The following is a 16,342-nucleotide window of genomic DNA, read 5'->3' as shown; positions in this document are numbered from 1 at the left end:
TACGTCGATGATCGAGGGCGCTTGCGCTTTTCTTATGAAACGTTATTGTTCCACCTTCGTATAATTTATAAAAGGGAGGTTAACAAAAAGATGACTGCAATATTCACTATGTTTATTCTTTTTGGAATAATTTTGTTATTTTTAAATGTAATAACTAGTGTGTGGGCATATCGTGATTCCATTCACAAAGGGAACAGTAAGGAATATGCTTTAGTTGTATTAGTTGGAACATTATTTTTTCCAGTAATTGGGTTGATAGTGTATCTCATCATTAGAAATGATTAATTATAGATGTCTCCTTATTTTTTTCGAAATCTTTTTCTTTCCGAAGAATATAAGGGTTTCCACGGAGGAAAAGTTGAATTGGTTTGGGAGTATGATGAATGAGAGGTTTGATGTGCATTAATGTCCTCAGGTTTCATATTTAGATATTGGTATAAAATTCTCTTAGCTTTAGAAAGTGACATGATCACTTTAGGATTACGGTATGTTTGATCAAGATGACCTAAGTGTTTATTATTTTTAAAATCTGATTTTTCTGGTGGAATATGAAAATAAAATTCACCGATTTGTACGAGAAGAGTAGAGTATTGTTGACTTTTTTTAGGATTTTCAGAAAAGTGCAACCCTATTTTCTGCGCTTTGTTTTCTACTAAAAGTTTTTGAATAGCTTGTTTCTTTAAATTGTAGAGGTGGCGTGGATCTGGAGCAACCTTAGCGTGCCGGTTTACTACAAAAACTGCTTTTGCAATTTCGTTAGTTGATATTTGGGAGTGTTTAATGTATGAAGTCAATGATTCTCCTCCTTCCTATTACTATAATAGTTTATATCCTATAGAAATTGCTAGGCAAAATCAACAAAATTTTTAAAAAATTCAAATGTTAGAGACTAGTATAATAATTATTACTAGTATCTTTTCTTACACTTATTTATCTAGGTATGTTTTTAAATCCCCTATGATCTTGTCCATTTCATCTGCTCGAAGACCATCATATTTTTTTATTGCATTTCCTTCGGGAGAAACGAGAAAGAACCTTGTTGAATGGATAACTTGTCCATCTTCTGTTTTTTCTGCAAGAGCTTTAAAAGATTTAACCAAAAATTCTTGAATCGTTTCAGTGGAGTACCCTGTTAGAAAATCCCAATTAGTGTAGTCAGCTTCATAATTGTCAGCGAAAGATTTTAAAAGAGATGGTGTATCAACTTCAGGGTCAACTGAAAAGGAAACGAGTCGTACATGGAGTGAATTTTCTTTTAATTTTTCTTGCAGCCTAGCCATATTTGCTGTCATAGGTGGGCAAACATCATTGCAATTTGTGAAAATCATATTGGCTATCCAAAATTCACCTTCTAAATCTTCTTTTGACACTTCTTTATTGTCTTGGTTTGTAAAACTAAATGGTTCTACTTCATAACTAAAATCTCCTTCATACTTTTCAGAACAAGCTGAAAGAGCAAGGATTGAGAAGATGAATAGGAAAAGAAGTATAATCCGCGCCTTATTCATGTTAATATCCCCCAATGTTTTGAGAATTCATGGATATTTTAGCATAATCATAAAACAAAAGGTAACTTTTACACTGAAGAATTTAATGTAAATAAAGTGATTTCTGGACGACACAAAAAACGATAGGGCAGTCTGGTCGTTCCAATTCCCTTGTTAACATACAGGTGAAAATCGCTTTCTCCAACACTATAACTTCCATTGACATATTTTTGCCCATATGGTGGAGCTATTAAGTGTCCTAAATAGGGGAGCTGAACTTGCCCTCCATGACTATGACCAGATAGCATAAGGTCTATTGATGAATGTGTGTATAAGTCAGCAAAATCCGGCTCGTGCATCATTAAAATCGTATAGGTTTCAGGATTTACTCCTTGTAAAGCTAGATTTAAGTCTGGTTTACCTAACATTCCATCATCTAATCCTGATAAGAAAATGAAGTCGCGGTTTTTTTTAATTTGTTGATGCTCATTTTGTAATAATGTAAATTCCCCTGCAGTCATAACATCTTTTAATATTTCCGTACCATAGCCTCCATGATCATGATTCCCATATATCCAGTATTTACCGTCCTTTGATTGGATTTTTTTTAGTAAAGGACCAACTTTATCAAATTGTTGATAACGATCAGGAGCATCGATTAGGTCCCCTGTAAATAAAACAAGATCTGCATGCAGCTCATTCATCTTATTGATTAAAGATTCAAATTCCTGTATTTGATAATTAAAACCCAAATGAGTATCACTGAACTGAAGAATTTTATATTGGTCAAAGCTTTTAGGTATTTTGTTAGAGGATATTTTCACATGATTAGTTTCTACCCAATCAGGTTCAAAATATCGTACGTAATAATATCCTCCACCACTCAACCCCAGAAAGGTCACTAAAGTGCCAAAGGTTTTTCGTAAAAATGATCTTCTTGTTATAACTTTACTAGACATTTCATTCATCCTTCATTTCATTCATGTAGTTGAATTATATCATGTGAACTCTTACTCGAAACCCCACATTTTCCTACATATTAAATTTATTTTTTTGGCTACCTAATATTTTAAGTTTAAGAAGGAATATGCAACCTTTCATGGAATGGTATTTAAAAAGAAGGGAGTTGAAAATTATTGAAAAAGGTTGTTGTAGTAACTGGTGGATCAAGTGGAATGGGAAAGTATATGGCAAAGAAGCTGTATAATGATGGTTGGTCTGTTGTCATTACTGGGCGAAATGAAGAAAAATTAAAGAATGCAGTGGATGAAATTGGGGAGACATCTAACATCCATTATATCGTCATGGATGTTAGAAAACCAGAGGATATCGAAAGAACACTTTCATCTACTGTTGAAAAGTTTGGAACGGTAGATGCTCTCATTAATAATGCTGCAGGAAACTTTATTTGCCCTGCTGAAAAATTGTCTCTCAATGGTTGGAATGCCGTTATAGATATAGTTCTAAATGGCACGTTTTACTGTAGCAAAACCATTGGGGAATATTGGATTAAACAAGGCATAAAAGGATCAATCATTAATATGGTGGCAACTTATGCTTGGGGTGCTGGTGCTGGGGTTGTTCACTCTGCAGCTGCAAAAGCGGGGGTGTTATCAATGACTCGTACATTAGCTGTTGAGTGGGGGAGTCGATATGGAATAAGGGTGAATGCCATAGCCCCAGGACCGATTGAAAGGACAGGAGGAGCGGAGAAACTGTGGGAATCGGAAGAAGCAGCAAAAAGAACCCTGCAATCTGTTCCGTTACATCGTCTCGGAAAACCAGAGGAAATTGCTGAGCTAGCCGCCTTTTTATTGTCTGAAAAAGCTTCTTTCATAAATGGAGAAGTCGTAACTATGGATGGGGGCCAATGGTTAAATCAACATCCATTTTAGACTTTAGACCTATTTTCATTTAAAATTAAAGAAAATGTCTAGATAGAGGAAGGGGAGGGTGAAATATATAAACTTCCCTTCCTTTTTTATACTATCAGCTATACTAAGGATTTCTTCATTAGGACTTGCAATCAAGAGTTTAAGGGCTTCTAAGAAATCAAAACGCGCATTCAAAATCCCTATAACGATAAGTGAAGTTTTTCTAATAAGACAAGAAAGCATAAAATTTGTCTAGCTCCAGCGAAAAAGCATCATCGAGTAATCTTCGAAGTTTTTGCCCCGAGTAAACTAGTCAAGCCTCACCGTCAAAACAAACATAATTTTTAGGCTTGTGGCATATATTTTAATCTTAAAGCGTTTTTAATAAACAAGTTTCAGAACAAAACGGTAATAAAAGCATATTCTACTAATGACAGCAATTTGTAAACCATTTAAGGAAAAGGGGAGTTTATTTTGCATTATAAATGTGTCTATTGCCTTAATATCTCAACAAAAAAAGATCGTTGCGAAGTTTGTGGAAGGACGAATTTAACACCTATTTTCATTCAAGTGCAAACAAATAATGAACGAAAAACGATGTAATCGTTTCTTAAGGAGGTATGGAAGCCCCCTTTGATTTATGGTAAACTAATGTTGGAAAGAGTTTTATAACTCGTATCGATGCGTGAAGAAATAAGCCCTCTTCCGTATGAAGGAGAGTGCAAAACCATGATGGAAATACCAACAAAACAGTTCACTGAAACAACTATTGAAGAACTAATAATTCCCTCTGAAAAAATTGCTCATGTACAAATAGGAAATCCGCTAGAACATGCCCTTTTAGTATTGGTTAAGTCAGGTTATTCAGCAGTTCCAGTACTAACTCCCTCCTATAAACTCGAAGGTATTATCAGTAAAACCATAATCCTAGAAGAAGTTTTGGGCATGGAACGATTTGAAATGGAAAGACTTTCAGTAATTAAGGTTGATGCTATTATGAAAAATGATATTCCTACCTTAAAAAAATACGATAGCTTGTCCTTAGGGTTGAAGAAAACTATCGATCATCCATTTGTGTGTGTAGTGGATGAAAAAAAACAGTTTGATGGATTATTAACGAGAAGGGCGATCCTAAAGAAAATAAATCAGATGCTTCACGCAGACAATTAAAAGGTTAAAAAGTTGTTGGCTATTGCCAACAATTTTTTTACGAAAGCTAAAATTTGTCTAGCTCCAGCGAAAAAGCTTCTTCGAATAATCTTCGAAGCTTTTGCCCCGAGTAATCGCACAAAGGAAAGCTACTTAGAGCTACTTCGCAGAAACAAGCGATTTTCTTGTTTCGAAGGGTGCTTGCGCTTTTCTTAAGTCTTAAGTGAAACGGAAATAGTAGATGTGGATAAATTGCCCGTAAATGTCCGATTGGTCAAGGGTCTTTAGATCATACCCTTGGGCGCTAACAAACAGTGGGGGGCCGGCCGCTGATTGAAGTTGCACTTTATTATTTATCCTTAAATAGTCTAATTCTTGTCATAAAATCGACACTTTGATAAAGTTAAGAAAGTGAAAATGAATATAAGTAAATAGGAGGATTTATATATGAAAATGATGGATGCCCACGAAATTATTAGATTTATTTCTGAAAGTAAAAAATCAACTCCTGTCAAGGTGTACATAAAAGGTGAAGGATTAAGCCAGATCGATTTTGGAGATGCTGTACAAGCTTTTGTCGAAGAAAAAACAGGTGTTTTATTTGGAGAATGGAACGATATTAAGGAAAAACTTAACGAAAATCAAATACAAGATTATGTTCTTGAAAATGATCGCAGGAATTCAGCAATCCCATTACTTGATCTAAAAAATATCAAAGCAAGAATTGAGCCAGGCGCTTTTATTCGTGACCAAGTTGAAATTGGTGATGGAGCTGTCATCATGATGGGGGCAGTTATAAATATTGGATCAGTCATAGGAGAAGGAACTATGATTGATATGAACGTTGTCTTGGGTGGCCGTGCAACAGTTGGAAAGAACTGCCATATAGGAGCGGGAGCAGTTTTGGCAGGTGTTATTGAGCCTCCTTCAGCAAAGCCAGTATTGATTGAAGATGACGTTGTCATTGGGGCAAATGCTGTTGTGTTAGAAGGTGTTACGGTAGGAAAGGGATCGGTTGTCGCAGCAGGGTCGGTAGTAACAAAAGATGTTCCACCGAATACGCTAGTTGCTGGTATTCCTGCAAGAGTGCTTAAAGAAATTGATGACCAAACAAGATCAAAAACGGAGATTATGCAAGCTTTACGTAATCTAAATCAAAATTAACAAAAGAGCAGGGACTCCCTGCTCTTTTTCCTAATGGTCTAAGGAAAAGGGGATAAATGAAATGCAGAAACAAGATATGATTTTAATCAGAAGAGCACTCCATCAAATACCAGAGCTAGGATTTCAAGAAGTGAAAACGCAGTCTTACTTATTAGAATTCATTTCTTCATTACCACAGGAACACCTTGAGATAAGCCAATGGAAAACAGGAATGTTTGTTCGAGTTAGAGGAAGTGTAGGTGAAAAAACGATAGGATATCGAGCAGATATCGATGGACTGCCAATCACAGAAACCACGAATTTGCCATATGCATCTATGCATGAAGGGAAGATGCATGCATGTGGTCATGATTTTCATATGACGATTGCCCTAGCACTTTTATCTTTCTTTGCTAAGAATCCGCATCAGCACAATCTTTTATTCATCTTTCAGCCAGCCGAAGAAGGGCCTGGTGGTGCTCTTCCTATGTTGAAGTCTGAAATGCTTCAAAGATGGAAGCCTGATGTAATTATGGCTCTCCATATTGCTCCTGAGTTACCAGTGGGGACAGTTTCCTCTCGTCCGGGATTATTATTTGCAAACACAAGTGAGTTGTTCATTGACTTTCATGGCAAAGGAGGTCATGCGGCTTATCCACATCTAAGTTTTGATATGGTGACTGCTGCGAGTTCATTTGTGGTTCAGGCTCAACAAATCATTTCAAGGCAAGTTGATCCTCTTGATTCTGCTGTATTAACGATCGGGAAAATTACTGGCGGTTTCGTTCAGAATGCCATTGCCGAGCATGCTAGACTTGAAGGAACCATGCGCACACTGAAGCCTGAAACAATGAATGTCATGAAAGAAAATCTTGAGCGTTTAGCTAAAGGAACGGAAATTACCCATCGGTGTCAGATTTCCATTGATTATGGATCAAATTATTACCAAGTTTATAATGATCCACTATGGGTTGAAAAATTTAAAACTTCTATTCAGAGCTCCAATTTTACCTATCAAGAAGCAAAACCAGCGATGACAGGTGAAGATTTTGGATACATGCTAAAAGAAATCCCAGGCTTTGTGTTTTGGCTTGGTGTGGATTCGCCTTATGGTCTGCATAATGAAAAATTAGCGCCAAAGGAAGATGCGTTAGAAGTTGCCTATAAAGCAGTAAAAGGCTTCTTAGTCACAATATAAGTCATGTGCATACCCTTCAAATATTTGGATAAGATACTTATGAAACCTATTGAAGGAGGAATTTACATGGCTCGCATTGGTGTAGAGGGCTCTTTATCCGATGTACGTAATGCTTTACAAGAAAAAGGCTATGACATTGTAGAATTAAAACAAGAAGAAGACGCTAAGAATTGTGACTGTTGCGTAATTACAGGACAGGATAAAAATGTAATGGGAATGGCAACAAGATCAACGGACGCATCTGTCATTAATGCAGATGGTTTAACAGCTGAACAGGTTGTTCAAGAAGTAGAAAGCCGATTATAAATCATTCCATCTAATTATAAGAAAGGAGCTTGGCTACCAAAGTGCCAGGCTCCTTTCTTTACAAGATAAGAAAAATCTGTCTAGCTCCAGCGAAAAAGCATTATCGAATAATCTTCGAAGTTTTTGCCCAAGTAATCGCACAAAGGAAAGCTACTTTGAGCTACTTCGCAGAAACAAGTGCTTTTCTTGTTTCGAAGGGCGCTTCGCGCTTTTCTTACCCCGCACCCCCCCACCTCAAGTCTTAGTGAAACGAAAAGAGTGGGTGGGGGGTAAACTCCCATGAAAATAAAACATTACATTTTTCATCCTGGTTGGTGGAGCTTACTTCATGGTTGGCTACCCGTAAATGTCCGATTGGTTCAAGGCCTTTAGGTCATACCCTTGGGTGCTAACAATCAGTGGGGAACGGACACTGATTGAAGTTTCACCTTTATTTGTTTTCTTTTTCTATATATACTTGATGTGGATATGGAATTTCAATTCCTGCTTGATCTAATGCTTCTTTCATTTTTCTTCTTAAGTCGCGCTCCACAGCCCATTGCTCCATATTTCCGGTTTTTCCTATTATGCGTAAGACGACGTCAGAAGATCCAAGAGATTGAACACCAAGAACATTAGGTCCCTCCTTCATCCTCGTGTCATTTTGACTAAAGTCATCACATACTTTTTGTAAAACTTCTATTGCCTGATCAATATTTTCGTCATAGGAAATTCCAATATCGACAAGTGCTCGCATATTTCCTCTAGAATGATTGCTTACCCCTGAAATATTTCTGTTAGGAATAAAATGTAATGTACCGTCAAATCCTCTTATTTTCGTAGTTCGGAAACCAACTTCTTCGACGACACCATCATAACCAGCAGTAGTTACATAATCATCTACATCAATTTGGTGTTCTAACAAAATAAAGAATCCAGTTACCACATCATTGACTAAACCTTGAGCTCCAAAACTAATAGCTAATCCAATGATCCCTGCACCGGCTAGGAATGGTCCAATAGGAATATTCAAAATTCCTAATAATGTAATAATGAGAAAAAAAGATAATAAATAAGTAAAGACATTAATAAGAAGTTTTTCTAATGTTTTTTGTCTACCTTCTGTAAGCTTTTGATGTTTTCCATAATTAGAAATGAGGCGATGTATTACTTTTTTGCCAATAGGTTTGATGATGGCAAACAAAATAAGTAAAAGTCCTGCTTGTACAAGAACTTGTAGCAAGTATTCAGACAGTACCTCCCAATTAATTTGAAATCCATTTTCAAAGATATTCATTCACATCACTCCTAGTGCTTATTCCCTCATGGGTCATGTCTAACTATATCGAAAAACAAAGGATGCTTCCAAATATTAAGTTCCCTATAATTAAAAAAGGAAACCAATTTATAGGTGTCCCAATTTTTATCAAATTCATATTTTCAAAAAAATGAAGTCGAAAGGGTGGAAAAATATTTCGGAACTCGTTATATTTATATATACTGGGTTTTACATAGAGAGATAAAGGAGGGTTTCATTTTGAACACATTTAAGAAGCTAAAGATGTTTTACTTACCCTTTAAAAAGTATTTTTTCATTTCTCTTTTTTCCTTGTTTTTTGTTACTGGGATCACAGTGATTTATCCAATTGTACTTCAAGTTACAATTGATGAAGTTATCCTAGGAGGGGAATATGGATTAATACCCTATTTAGCTATTGGATTTATTTTAATTATGGGAGTCAAAGGGGTTGCTACTTTTTATAATCAATACTTTGGAGATTTATTTGGAATTAAGTCAGTCTATAAACTAAGAGACGAACTTTATCAAAAGTTACAACGCTTACCTTTCCGTTATTATGATAACGCTAGAACGGGAGATTTAATGTCTCGATTAACCGCAGATGTGGAAGGCTTTCGATTTTTTCTTTCCTTTGGATTTTCCGAGTTTATTCGTTTCTTGTTGCTAGTTAGTGCAAGTTTAGCTGTTATGTTTTACTATTCCGTACCTTTAACACTTGTAACCATGGCAGCAATGCCATTTTTATCTATTGTTGTATACAAATTCGATAAGCTTGTTCACCCGGGATTCCGAGGAATTAGAAAATCATTTGGAAGACTGAATACAAGGGTTCAAGAAAATATTAGCGGGATTAACACTGTTAAATCATTATCAAGAGAAAACTTTGAGATTGATAGATTTACAGCAAGCAATGATGACTATCGTCAAAATTATTTAAACACATCTTATGTTTGGGCTAAATATTTTCCTTTAATGGAATTCATAGGGAACGTTTGTGTGGTTGCCTTGTTGGCATATGGTGGATACTTAGTTATGGATGGTTCCTTACAGCATGGGGAGCTTGTCGCATTTTTTAGTTTAGTTTGGTATATTATGTGGCCAATTATGAATCTTGGCTTTATCATTAATCAATTTTCTCAATCAAAGGCATCTGGGGAAAGACTTCTTGAAATATTAGAATCCAAAGAGGAAATATCAGAGATTGACCAACCAGTAGAAAAATCTCGTTTGAAGGGGCATGTTGCTTTTGAAAATGTAACCTTGAAATACGAGGAGGATGATGATGAGGCGTTAAAAGATATTACTTTAGATGCACCTCCAGGAAAAGTAATCGGTCTAATTGGCTCAACTGGTTCAGGTAAAACAAGTTTAACTCAGCTGATCACACGTTTCTATGAACCGGTGAAAGGTGATATTTTAATAGATGGAATACCAGTTAACGAGTATTCCTTAACAACTTTAAGGAAAAATATAGGAGTAGTTCTTCAAGAAGCATTTCTTTTTTCTACATCGATTAAGGCAAATATTGCGTACGGTAATCCCGATGCAAGCATGGATGAGATTATAGATGCTGCCAAGCGTGCCCAGGCCCATGATTTTATTATGGAAATGCCAAATGGATATGACACGATGTTAGGAGAAAGAGGGATGGGGCTATCAGGAGGTCAAAAGCAAAGAATTGCTATTGCCAGAGCACTCCTCATTGACCCAAGTATTCTCATATTGGATGATGCTACTTCTGCAGTAGATATGGAAACGGAATTTAAAATTCAAAAAGCGCTTAAAGAAGTCATGAAAGGCAGGACCACATTTATAATAGCGCACCGTATTTCTTCTCTGAAACATGCAGATGAAATTTTGGTCTTAGATGGAGGGGAAGTAGTTAATCGAGGTCTTCATGAGGAGCTAGTCCAAGTAGAGGGTCCTTATCAACGTATATTCAATATTCAATATCAGGATAGAGAAAGAATTCTCAAAGAGGTATAGGGGAGGAGGGAACGATATGGCTCGAACTAAGAAAAATTCAAAAGAACCAGAAGAGAATCGTCATTTAAATAGATTTCATTATACCCTTGATCAAGCAATTGAAAAACCTTTTAACTGGCAACAAATGGTACGACTATTAAGTTATTTACGACCATATATAAAGACGTTATTACCTGGAGCAATTATTGCCATGTTAGTTGCAACAGCCGTTCGATTATTTGTCCCAATCGTGATTGGGGTTCAAACGATGGATAACGCTATAGCCAATAAAGATTTTAATCTCCTTTGGAAGTTAGTAGCTTTAATCAGTGTTCTTTATTTGTTTAGTTACTTAGCAAATGTTTTTCGTATTAAATGGGTAAATGAACTAGGACAAAATGTTATCTATGATCTGCGACATCACTTATTCTCCCATGTGCAACGTCTGTCTCATCGTTTCTTTGATTCTAGGTCTGCAGGATCCATACTGGTCCGTATATTAAATGACATCAACTCGTTGCAGGAATTATTTACAAATGGGATTATTAACCTTCTTATGGATATCATCACTCTAGTTGGTATTTTCGTAATTTTGTTTACTCTTAGTCCAAAACTTACATTGGCAATTATGATTATATTACCAATAATGTTCTTTATTTCAACTAAATTGAGAAGAAATATAAGACGATCCTGGCAGGATGTAAGAATACAGCAATCTAGAATAAATTCTCACCTAAACGAAAGTATCCAAGGAATTAGAATTACGCAATCCTTTGCACAAGAGAAAGAAAATACGGAGTTTTTTAATGGGATAAATACTGATAATTATCAACGTTGGCAAACGGCTACAAAGAAAAGTGCAATGTTTCGTCCCTTTGTGGAAATGAGTAATGCTATTGGAACTGCCCTTTTAATATGGTATGGTACCTATTTGATCCAAGTAGGTCCAGAGCAAGGAGGAATTACAACTGGGGTTTTTGTTTCCTTCGCATTCTATCTAGGAATGTTTTGGGATCCAATATCAAGATTAGGACAAATTTACAATCAACTTCTAATGGCAATGGCCTCATCTGAACGTATTTTTGAATTTTTAGATGAAAAGCCAAATGTGAAAGAGAGCGAAAATGCTATTATATTAGATCCAATGAAAGGCCTTATTGAATTCGAACGTGTTCAATTTGCTTATGATGAGGGGCGAATGGCCTTAAAAGATATTTCGCTAGAGATAAAAGCGGGGCAAACTGTAGCATTGGTCGGTCATACGGGTTCTGGCAAGACTACTATTGCAAATTTAATCAGTCGATTCTATGATGTGACGGGTGGGCAAATTAAAATTGATGGCCATCCCATTGTTGATATCAAATTAGATTCTTTAAGACAGCAAATCAGTATTGTTTTACAGGATACGTTTATTTTCTCTGGAACGATTATGGATAATATCCGATTTGGTCGACCAGATGCAACTGATGAGGAAGTAATAGAAGCGGCGAAGATGGTAGGTGCTGATGATTTTATTCAACGTTTAAGTGATGGGTATATGACAGAGGTTGAAGAAAGAGGTAATATACTTTCCGTCGGTGAAAGACAATTATTATCCTTTGCACGTGCCTTGCTAGCTGACCCTAAAATTCTAATTTTAGATGAAGCAACTGCAAGTATTGATACTGAAACGGAAATCAAAATTCAAAAAGCTCTTAGACGCCTTCTTCATGGAAGAACATCTATTATTATTGCCCACCGTCTTTCCACGATTCGCGAAGCAGATCATATTTATATCTTAGATCATGGTGAAATAAAGGAACAAGGGAACCATAATGAATTAATGGAGCAACACGGAGAATATTACCATTTAATTAAGACACAGTTTGAAATGTTGGATGCAATGTAAATGGTTAAAGACGAGTACATCAATATGTACTCGTCTTTTCTGATATTATCAGCTATTTCTGAGTTGTTAGAGAATTTGTCTAGCTCCAGCGAAAAATTTCATCGAGTAATCTTCGAAGCTTTTGCCCCAAGTAAGGAAAGAAAGATACATAGAGCTACTTCGCAGAAACAAGTGCTTTTCTTGTTTCGAAGGGCGCTTGTGCTTTCTTAGGAATAGGAAAGTAGAAACTTTTATGCTAAACTAGGTGGGAAGATTGTTGCTGTTTTGGAGGATTGAATATGAAAAAAGAATTTGCAGTTATTGGATTAGGACGATTCGGTGGAAGTATTTGTAAAGAGTTAAGTATGGAAGGCATGAATGTATTAGCCATTGACATAAATGAGGATCGTGTCAATGAGTTTAAAGATGTTGCCTCACATGCAGTAATTGCGGATACAACGGATGAGAATGTGCTTCGTGAACTTGGGATTCGTAATATTGACCATGTGATTGTAGCCATTGGAGACAATATACAATCAAGTATTTTAACAACTTTGATGCTTGTAGAAATAGGGGTAAAAAAGATCACTGTGAAAGCTCAAAATGATTATCATGAAAAAGTATTGAATAAGATTGGTGCCCACCATGTCGTTCATCCTGAAAGAGATATGGGGAAGAGAATTGCTCATAATCTAATATCAAATAATGTATTAGATTACTTAGAGCTATCAGACGAGTATAGTATTGTGGAAGTGAAAGCAGGTACGAAAATAAGTGGAAGGACCCTTATTGAATTAGACATACGTGCAAAATATGGATGTAACGTGGTTGCGATTAAGAGGGGGAAGGAAATCATTGTTTCTCCTATGGCTTCCGAAAAAATTAATGAAAATGATATTATGATTGTTATTGGTGCAGATCAGGATATCTCTCGCTTTGAGAAAAACTTAGTAAATGATGATGAAGAATAAAAAGGTGTTGGAGAAATCCAACACCTTTTCTGTCTAGCTTCAGCAAAAATTTCTTCGTAATACCTTCAGAGTTTGCTCCCCCCAAGTAATCGCACTAAGGGAAGCTACTTAGAGCTTCTTCAAAGAAACAAGTGCTTTTCTTGTTTCGAGAGTGCTGATGCTTTTTCTTTATACTTCCATGATAATTGGTAAGATCATTGGTTTTCTTTTGGTTTTTTCGTAAAGGAAAGGAGCTATTGTATCAGTAATTTCATTTTTGATTTCTGACCATTGCGTAGTTTTACGCTCCATAATTTTGTCTAAATGGCTAGCAATTAACTTTTGTGCTTCATTGATAAGGTCTTCTGATTCCCTCATATAAACAAATCCTCTAGAGATGATATCAGGGCCAGCAGCTACCTTGAATTCCTTCATATTTATGCTCACCACTATGATAACAAGACCTTCCTCAGAAAGGATTCGACGGTCACGGAGCACGATATTACCGATGTCTCCAATCCCGCTGCCATCTACATAAACATTTCCAGATGGTATTTTACCAGAAATCATAGCATTATCTTTTCCTAAAGCTAATACATCACCATTATCCATGATAAAACTATTATCGAGAGGAATACCACAATCTTCAGCAAGTTTTGTATGCATTTTTAACATACGATATTCACCGTGAATCGGCATAAAGTACTTCGGTTTGATAAGACGAAGCATTAATTTCTGTTCTTCCTGACTTCCATGACCAGAGGTGTGAATATCACTTAAAGGTCCGTGGATTACATCTGCACCTGCACGGAACAACATATTGATCGTTTTACTTACGCTCACAGTGTTACCTGGAATAGGGGAAGAAGAGAAAACAACTGTATCATCAGGAATGATTTGAATTTGACGATGTGTTCCATTAGCAATTCGAGAAAGGGCAGCCATAGGTTCACCTTGTGAACCGGTACATAAAATCGCAACCTCGCTACTAGGCAATCGGTTGATCTGATGAGCATCTATAAAAGTATCTTTTGGTGCTCGTATATAACCAAGCTCTAGTCCAATGGAAATAGAAGCTTCCATACTTCTTCCGAAAACTGCTACTTTCCGATTATGCTTAACAGCACCTTCCACCATCTGTTGTAAACGATGAATATTGGATGCGAAAGTTGCAAATATCAACCGTCCTTTAGCTTTTGAAAAAATATCACTAATACTTTGTCCCACGACACGTTCACTCATAGTGAAACCTGGAACCTCACTATTTGTACTATCAGAAAGCAGGCATAGGACACCTTCTTTTCCGATTTCAGCCATTTTGGTAAGGTTGGCAGGTTCACCCACAGGAGTAAAGTCAAATTTAAAATCTCCTGTGTGTACAATATTTCCTGGCGGTGTTTTTATAACAACACCATAGGAATCCGGGATGCTATGGGTGGTTCTAAAGAAAGAAACAGATGTTTTGCGGAATTTAATAACGTCATCTTCTGTATAGGTATGAAGTTTTGCATTTCTTAAAAGGCCATGTTCGTCTAGTTTATTCTTAATTAGGCCAATCGCTAACTTTCCTCCATATATTGGGATGTTAATTTCCCTCAACAAATAAGGAATTCCTCCAATATGGTCTTCATGACCATGAGTGATGAAGAGTCCCTTTATTTTATCCTGATTTTGGACGAGATAAGTGTAATCAGGAATAACGTAGTCGATTCCAAGCAGTTCATCTTCAGGGAATTTAATTCCAGCGTCAATCAAAATGATTTCATCTTGAAATTGAATCCCGTACGTATTTTTTCCGATTTCACCCAGCCCGCCCAATGCAAAAATTGCAGTCTGGTCGTTTTTTACAAATTTCATTGATTACTCCTTCTCCAATTTAAAATCTTCATTATGGTTTTGTTCGTAGGCTAGATGTTCTTCTTCTAACCCTTGTATAAATTCAATATTAAGGTTTCTTTCGGCTAATTTCTTTCTTACATCTGCTTCTGAGTTCGCCTCCATGTACAAGGCTTGAGTCCGTTCACGAACGGGTACTTCTCCGGCTATTTCCTGATAAAGTACCTTATAAATCATAATTATCTCTCCTAACTATTCCAGCAATATTTCCACATTTTTATTCCGTATCCAATCATAGCATGTTTTTTTTTATTTGATAATTATTAACTTTATTTGACTTTAGTTAAATGAATTGCCGTGGAACAGCCATATCAACGATCCTAAAGGCTTTTTGTTACTTATTTGTGAAAGTTTAACCCTTATTACGCATAATCTTTACGACCTAAAATATCTTTCCATCTTTTTTTTAGCTTTTCCCTTAAACGTTTTAACATTATATCATACATCTCCTTTCTTTATACGAAGAAAAGCTTTTTTAAACGCAACCGACCCTTTCCTCTTACTTATAGTATAGTACGAAATAAGCAATAATTGTATAGAAACAATATGTTTCTTGGAAGAATCTATCATCTATTTTATAAAATTCGCAGTATTGATTCGATTTATTCTTTCCATACAAAAAGCCACCCTTTTAAAAAGGGCGGCTTTTGGTTATTTATCTACAGGCGAGCAGTTTTCAGGTTCAGCATAAGGATCTTGTTTATTAATATGATCATAGAACATAATTCCATTTAAATGATCAATTTCATGTTGGAAGATGATGGATGCTAAGCCTTTTAATCGAAGACTTACTTCATTTCCATCCAAATCAGTAGCTTTAACTGTGATTTTTTTATGGCGAGGAACGTATCCTGGAACATCTCTGTCTACAGATAAACATCCTTCACCAGTTGAAAGATAGCTTTTTTCAACAGAGTGACTAACTATTTTTGGGTTAAATAGACCGTAACTATATTCCTTTTCATCATAATCAGTAAAATGTACGGCAATCATTCTTTTTGAAATCCCAATTTGAGGTGCTGCTAAACCAACTCCAGGTCTTAGTTGAAGTTCTTCTGCTAATTTTTCATCTTGGCTATTTATTAAAAACTCGAGCATGCGTGATAAGGTTTCCTTTTCTTCTTCTGTTGGTGGGAGATCAACCTTGTTAGCAACTTGTCGCAAAACTGGATGACCTTCTCTTATTATGTCTTTCATGGTAATCAAATCAGACATGGTGTTCACTCCT

Annotated in this window: 16 protein-coding genes; 9 read left to right on the top strand and 7 right to left on the bottom strand. The window is 36.1% G+C overall.

What is annotated here, in order from left to right:
- Positions 1-90 precede the first annotated feature (90 nt).
- Positions 91-285, top strand: a complete 195-nt coding sequence (locus RZN25_10790; protein ID MEQ6377307.1) for a PLDc N-terminal domain-containing protein — start codon at positions 91-93, stop codon at positions 283-285.
- A 14-nt stretch (positions 286-299) separates the two neighbouring features.
- Here the strand turns inward: RZN25_10790 and RZN25_10785 are convergent, their stop codons facing one another.
- The 3 genes from RZN25_10785 to RZN25_10775 form a co-directional block, all read right to left on the bottom strand.
- Entirely contained in the window at positions 300-794 is a 495-nt protein-coding gene (locus tag RZN25_10785; protein MEQ6377306.1) for a YkyB family protein, read from the bottom strand.
- Between the two features lie 132 nt (positions 795-926).
- Positions 927-1,508 carry an SCO family protein gene (locus RZN25_10780; GenBank protein ID MEQ6377305.1) on the bottom strand — a complete coding sequence of 194 codons (582 nt, stop codon included), beginning with the start codon at positions 1,506-1,508 and terminating at the stop codon, positions 927-929.
- A 68-nt stretch (positions 1,509-1,576) separates the two neighbouring features.
- Positions 1,577-2,446 carry a metallophosphoesterase gene (locus RZN25_10775; GenBank protein MEQ6377304.1) on the bottom strand — a complete coding sequence of 290 codons (870 nt, stop codon included), beginning with the start codon at positions 2,444-2,446 and terminating at the stop codon, positions 1,577-1,579.
- A gap of 177 nt (positions 2,447-2,623) precedes the next feature.
- Between RZN25_10775 and fadH the strand changes: the two genes are divergently transcribed.
- The 5 genes from fadH (at position 2,624) to RZN25_10750 (ending at position 7,157) form a co-directional block, all read left to right on the top strand.
- A complete protein-coding gene (gene fadH, locus RZN25_10770) occupies positions 2,624-3,382 on the top strand; it encodes a 2,4-dienoyl-CoA reductase (GenBank protein ID MEQ6377303.1) in 759 nt (252 codons plus the stop codon).
- Positions 3,383-4,090: 708 nt separating this feature from the next.
- Positions 4,091-4,531 carry a cyclic-di-AMP-binding protein CbpB gene (cbpB, locus tag RZN25_10765; protein MEQ6377302.1) on the top strand — a complete coding sequence of 147 codons (441 nt, stop codon included), beginning with the start codon at positions 4,091-4,093 and terminating at the stop codon, positions 4,529-4,531.
- A 426-nt stretch (positions 4,532-4,957) separates the two neighbouring features.
- Positions 4,958-5,674 (top strand): 2,3,4,5-tetrahydropyridine-2,6-dicarboxylate N-acetyltransferase, encoded by a 717-nt coding sequence (gene dapD, locus RZN25_10760; protein MEQ6377301.1) that lies wholly within the window; start codon positions 4,958-4,960, stop codon positions 5,672-5,674.
- 61 nt (positions 5,675-5,735) lie between these two features.
- On the top strand, positions 5,736-6,851 hold the full coding sequence (locus RZN25_10755; GenBank protein ID MEQ6377300.1) for an N-acetyldiaminopimelate deacetylase: 1,116 nt from the start codon (positions 5,736-5,738) through the stop codon (positions 6,849-6,851).
- A gap of 66 nt (positions 6,852-6,917) precedes the next feature.
- The gene (locus tag RZN25_10750) at positions 6,918-7,157 is read left to right on the top strand and encodes a YkuS family protein (protein MEQ6377299.1); all 240 of its coding nucleotides are present in this window, start codon (positions 6,918-6,920) and stop codon (positions 7,155-7,157) included.
- A 430-nt stretch (positions 7,158-7,587) separates the two neighbouring features.
- On the opposite strand, the gene RZN25_10745 is transcribed toward RZN25_10750, so the two are convergent.
- The gene (locus RZN25_10745; protein ID MEQ6377298.1) at positions 7,588-8,433 is read right to left on the bottom strand and encodes a mechanosensitive ion channel family protein; all 846 of its coding nucleotides are present in this window, start codon (positions 8,431-8,433) and stop codon (positions 7,588-7,590) included.
- Between the two features lie 240 nt (positions 8,434-8,673).
- Between RZN25_10745 and RZN25_10740 the strand changes: the two genes are divergently transcribed.
- The 3 genes from RZN25_10740 to RZN25_10730 all read left to right on the top strand — a co-directional run bounded on the left by RZN25_10740 (position 8,674) and on the right by RZN25_10730 (position 13,239).
- Positions 8,674-10,422: an ABC transporter ATP-binding protein gene (locus tag RZN25_10740; protein ID MEQ6377297.1), complete on the top strand. Its 1,749-nt coding sequence runs from the start codon at positions 8,674-8,676 to the stop codon at positions 10,420-10,422.
- 16 nt (positions 10,423-10,438) lie between these two features.
- Positions 10,439-12,289, top strand: coding sequence for an ABC transporter ATP-binding protein (locus tag RZN25_10735; protein MEQ6377296.1), 1,851 nt, complete (start codon positions 10,439-10,441; stop codon positions 12,287-12,289).
- Between the two features lie 278 nt (positions 12,290-12,567).
- On the top strand, positions 12,568-13,239 hold the full coding sequence (locus RZN25_10730) for a TrkA family potassium uptake protein (GenBank protein ID MEQ6377295.1): 672 nt from the start codon (positions 12,568-12,570) through the stop codon (positions 13,237-13,239).
- Positions 13,240-13,407: 168 nt separating this feature from the next.
- Here the strand turns inward: RZN25_10730 and rnjA are convergent, their stop codons facing one another.
- From rnjA to def, 3 genes are all read right to left on the bottom strand, one after another.
- Complete coding sequence (gene rnjA, locus RZN25_10725) at positions 13,408-15,075, bottom strand: ribonuclease J1 (GenBank protein ID MEQ6377294.1); 1,668 nt, start codon at positions 15,073-15,075, stop codon at positions 13,408-13,410.
- Positions 15,076-15,078: 3 nt separating this feature from the next.
- Positions 15,079-15,291: an RNA polymerase epsilon subunit gene (locus tag RZN25_10720; GenBank protein ID MEQ6377293.1), complete on the bottom strand. Its 213-nt coding sequence runs from the start codon at positions 15,289-15,291 to the stop codon at positions 15,079-15,081.
- 474 nt (positions 15,292-15,765) lie between these two features.
- The gene (def, locus tag RZN25_10715; GenBank protein ID MEQ6377292.1) at positions 15,766-16,320 is read right to left on the bottom strand and encodes a peptide deformylase; all 555 of its coding nucleotides are present in this window, start codon (positions 16,318-16,320) and stop codon (positions 15,766-15,768) included.
- Between the last annotated feature and the right edge of the window lie 22 nt (positions 16,321-16,342).

The organism is Bacillaceae bacterium S4-13-56, from assembly GCA_040191315.1.
Lineage (GTDB): Bacteria > Bacillota > Bacilli > Bacillales > JAWJLM01 > JAWJLM01.
The sequence above is the reverse complement of the archived record's forward strand: the minus strand, read 5'-3'. Positions and strand labels throughout refer to the sequence as shown.